The organism is Ruminococcoides intestinihominis (assembly GCF_040096285.1).
Classification (GTDB): Bacteria; Bacillota; Clostridia; order Oscillospirales; family Acutalibacteraceae; genus Ruminococcoides; species Ruminococcoides intestinihominis.
On record NZ_JBBMEY010000078.1, the window covers coordinates 1 to 3,931 of the forward strand.

Here is a 3,931-nt window from a genome sequence, read left to right on the forward strand (position 1 = left end):
CTTATGCAGTGGCTGATGTCAGCGATAGCTGACAGAGGGATTGTCTAGTAGGCAGTACTAGATAGATAAAATTTAGAGTAACTACATAGGGCATAATACCTTTATTTAGGATAGTTTGTAACGGTCCAACAGTGTTGGACCCTACACCTGTTAGCCACGCTTTTCTCTTAATAATAGGTATGATAATTTTGCAAATTTTCCTTTACATTCAATGAAAATAAGCATTCCTCGAACAACAATTAGGCTAAAAACAAATTTATCCTAACCCACAAACAAAATTGAAAAACCCTAATTTATCTTTAGACACAAACAGAATATAAACAAAATAAAAATCAAAAAACAAAATATTAAAATTAACACAATTACAACTAAAAAATAGCATTATACAGTATCACTTGAAAATTGAGAACATGGGGTATATAATGTGTTCTGCTAAAAATAAGAAAAGAAAATAATTTCGTACAATGGGGTAGGAAAATGAAGAATGTAGTTGTTGATAAGTTAACAGCAGATAATGTTTATGAACTGTATTTATCGGTAGATTGGTCAGGACTTTACAAGTCACAAATTCAGCAAAAACTTGCTAACACAAATCACACCTTTACTATATATGAAGGCAACAGACTTGTTGGTATGGCAAGGATTGTTGGCAACACTCATACAGTATGTTATCTAAAAGATTTTATTATTAAGCCGGAATATCAGCATGAGGGTTACGGTAACTTTTTGATGAACTTTATTTTGAATTATATTAAGGAACACAATTCAAAGGATAAACATTCTAAGGTATGTGTTTTTTCTTCAAAGGGAAAGGAAAAATTTTATGAGAAATGTGGTTTCCGTTTTGTTTCGGGAAAACACAGTCACGAGGAATTGTATCAAATAAGAGTATAGTACTTTTGGGAACTGTTTTGCAGTTCCTTTTTTATTATCATTTTTGCATTTTGCCCTACTTAAAATGCAATTTACCTAGATTTTATTGAATTATAAAAGAATTAATGGTACAGTAAAATCACAGAAAGGAGATAAAAAATGAGGTTAAGTATTTTTAAAAATCCAAAATTTTCTGAACCGGAAGTTATACTGAATTATTCTGAAGAAACCGATGAAGTAAATAAGCTGATTGAAACACTGAATTCACTTAATAATACAATTCAATGTTTCAAAAACGGCAGTAATTTTAATATAAAGCTAAATGATATTTATTACTTTGAAAGTGTTGACGAAAGGTCATATGTTTATACAAAAGACAATGTGTATGAATGTAAAGAAAAGTTATACACAATAGAAGAAACTTTCAAAAACACTTCTATTGTAAGGGTAAGTAAAAGTTGTATTCTCAATATTACAAAGCTAAAAAGTGTCAGACCGTTTATTAACGGTAAATTTGAGGCTACTATGTTAAGTAATGAAAAAATAATAATCAACCGTCACTACGTTTCTGCTTTTAAGAAAAAGTTTAATATTTAGGAGGTTACTTATGTTAAATAGAATCAAACATTATTTTACACTTGACTGTGTAATTTTCACTATTATGACTGTGGTTTTGTCCATTGTTTATTATTTTGCAACTTGGGACAGTACAGTAAAAACAATTACAGTAGAGGGACTTTTCAAAACTTTTGGAACAATGGTATTCAGCTACTTTACAGTTACAACTGTTATGGCATTTTTGTTTATGATTTTAGAGAAACAAATAAACGAAAATGGTTATATAGGTCATCTAATATCAATGGCAATTGTACTTTCTTGTGTATATGGACTTGGTGGTGGAGTGTTTAACTGGTTCCCTATTTTCTCTATTTGGTCACTATACGCTTTCATAGTACTTATGATTGTATACACAATTGTGTTTTTCACAATGTTTCACAAAAATGTTGAGGACAGTAACAAAATCAATGAAAAGCTAAAGAAAATTCAGGAGAAAAACAATGAGTAATATTATTGAAATTAAGAATCTGAAAAAATCCTACAAAGATGTTAAGGCAGTTAAAGGCATTGACTTTTATGTTGAAGAAGGAAAACTCTTTGCATTACTTGGACCTAACGGTGCAGGAAAAAGCACAACTATTGATATGATTTGTACTGCACTAAAGCCTGACAGTGGCAGTATTACTGTTGACGGTAAACTTGTAGGCAAAGATGACAATGCTATTCGTAAAGAAATCGGCATTGTGTTTCAAGATAATTTTCTTGACCCTATCCTTACAGTTGGAGAAAACATTTCAATCAGAGGCAGTTTTTACGGATTAAAGGGAAATGAACTGAAAAATGCAGTAAAGAAAGTTTGTGAAACTGTCGGTATTACCGACTTAATGAAACGACCTTACGGTAAACTTTCAGGTGGTCAAAGAAGAAGAGCTGACATTGCAAGAGCATTGGTTAACACACCGAAAATTCTATTTCTTGATGAACCAACAACAGGTCTTGATCCACAATCTAGGCAGAATGTTTGGCAGATGATTACCAAGTTACAGAAAGAAAACAATATGACAGTATTCTTAACCACTCACTATATGGAAGAAGTTACCGATGCAGACTATGTTATAGTAATTGACAGTGGTGAAATTGTAGCAAAAGGCACACCTGCTACACTTAAAGAAAAATATGCAAAGAATTACTTGCACATTACACCTAAAGATAAAGACAAATTAGTTGCCACACTAAAAGCTAACAACATTGACTTTACAGTAATTGCTGATGTATATACTGTTGATGTAGATAAGACAGAAGATGCTTTGCCTATTATTGATTTGGTTAGGGATAACATAGAAAGTTTTGAAGTTATCAAGGGTACAATGGATGATGCCTTTATCGGAATTACAGGTAAGGAGATTAGAAAATGAAAGGTTTAGTAATTAGAAATTTAAAGCTATATTTCAAAGACAAAGGTGCAGTATTTTTCTCCTTACTGGGTGTACTGATTGTTATAGGATTGTACATTCTTTTCTTAGGAGATACATTTACAGATGGCTTAAAAGAATTTTACAAACCTGAAAACATAATGAGTGGCTGGATAATGGCAGGGCTACTTGCTATTACATCACTAACCACAACAATGGGTGCATTCTCTACAATGATACAAGACAAAGAGAAAAAGATTTTCAAAGACTTTTACTGTGCACCTATCAGCAGAAGCGCTTTATCACTTGGCTACATAATCAGCTCAGTAATAATCGGCTTACTGATGACATTACTTGTATTCGTTATTGCTATTATTTATCTTGCAGTTAACAATATTATAGTTATTTCATTTACAATGATTTTTAAGTTAATAGGAGTCTTCCTACTAAACACTTGTTCAAATACTGCAATGGCACTTTTCATTGTTTCACTTTTGAATACAGAGAAAACTTTCAGTGCAGTTTCCGGTATTACCTCAGCATTAATCGGTTTTGTAACCGGTATTTATCTGCCTGTAGGTCAGTTACCTGAATATGTACAGTACATAGTTAAATGTTTTCCTACTTCACATGGTGCAGCTTTATTCCGTCAAATTTTAATGGAAGATGCACTTAATAAAGGTGTATCAAAAATGCCTACCGAGGCAAAGGCAGTTGCCCTAAAAGAAGTGAAAAACATCCTAGGTATTACCTTTAAATTCGGTGACACAGAATGTGCAACATTAGTTAGTGTCCTTGTTCTTGTTGTGGCATTAGTCCTATTCTCTGCCCTATCAATTTGGAATATCAACCGTAAAAAAGCAGTTTGAGATTTTTGATTTTCAATTTTCAAATTCAATTGTGCTAATCTGTAATTGATTCAATAAATTAGGGTTTTTCAATTTTGTCTGTTGGTTAAGACAAATCAGTAGTATAAATTTGGGTTTGTGGAGTTAGATGTAAAGTGTTAATTTTTAGCAAATAAGGCTCCCTTGTGTAAAGGGAGCTGTCGCTCGTAAATTGGAAGAATGACAATTTACTCTTAAAGA

Annotated in this window: 5 protein-coding genes; all 5 read left to right on the top strand. The window is 32.1% G+C overall.

Annotated elements, in window-relative coordinates:
• Positions 1-477 precede the first annotated feature (477 nt).
• The 5 genes from WMO18_RS10610 to WMO18_RS10630 all read left to right on the top strand — a co-directional run bounded on the left by WMO18_RS10610 (position 478) and on the right by WMO18_RS10630 (position 3,712).
• The gene (locus tag WMO18_RS10610) at positions 478-894 is read left to right on the top strand and encodes a GNAT family N-acetyltransferase (protein WP_175405356.1); all 417 of its coding nucleotides are present in this window, start codon (positions 478-480) and stop codon (positions 892-894) included.
• Between the two features lie 138 nt (positions 895-1,032).
• On the top strand, positions 1,033-1,470 hold the full coding sequence (locus tag WMO18_RS10615) for a LytTR family DNA-binding domain-containing protein (RefSeq protein WP_022505845.1): 438 nt from the start codon (positions 1,033-1,035) through the stop codon (positions 1,468-1,470).
• A 10-nt stretch (positions 1,471-1,480) separates the two neighbouring features.
• Entirely contained in the window at positions 1,481-1,939 is a 459-nt protein-coding gene (locus WMO18_RS10620) for a DUF3021 family protein (RefSeq protein WP_329980166.1), read from the top strand.
• A complete protein-coding gene (locus tag WMO18_RS10625; protein WP_211148406.1) occupies positions 1,932-2,846 on the top strand; it encodes an ABC transporter ATP-binding protein in 915 nt (304 codons plus the stop codon). Before WMO18_RS10620 ends, WMO18_RS10625 begins: the two co-directional genes overlap by 8 nt.
• A complete protein-coding gene (locus tag WMO18_RS10630; RefSeq protein ID WP_211148405.1) occupies positions 2,843-3,712 on the top strand; it encodes an ABC transporter permease in 870 nt (289 codons plus the stop codon). Before WMO18_RS10625 ends, WMO18_RS10630 begins: the two co-directional genes overlap by 4 nt.
• Positions 3,713-3,931 lie beyond the last annotated feature (219 nt).

What these genes read in the sequence shown, in the direction of transcription:
- WMO18_RS10620 (WP_329980166.1), top strand. Translation starts at nt 1,481, where the DNA reads ATGTTAAATAGAATCAAACATTATTTTACACTTGACTGTGTAATTTTC.
- WMO18_RS10615 (WP_022505845.1), top strand. Translation starts at nt 1,033, where the DNA reads ATGAGGTTAAGTATTTTTAAAAATCCAAAATTTTCTGAACCGGAAGTT.
- WMO18_RS10610 (WP_175405356.1), top strand. Translation starts at nt 478, where the DNA reads ATGAAGAATGTAGTTGTTGATAAGTTAACAGCAGATAATGTTTATGAA.
- WMO18_RS10625 (WP_211148406.1), top strand. Translation starts at nt 1,932, where the DNA reads ATGAGTAATATTATTGAAATTAAGAATCTGAAAAAATCCTACAAAGAT.
- WMO18_RS10630 (WP_211148405.1), top strand. Translation starts at nt 2,843, where the DNA reads ATGAAAGGTTTAGTAATTAGAAATTTAAAGCTATATTTCAAAGACAAA.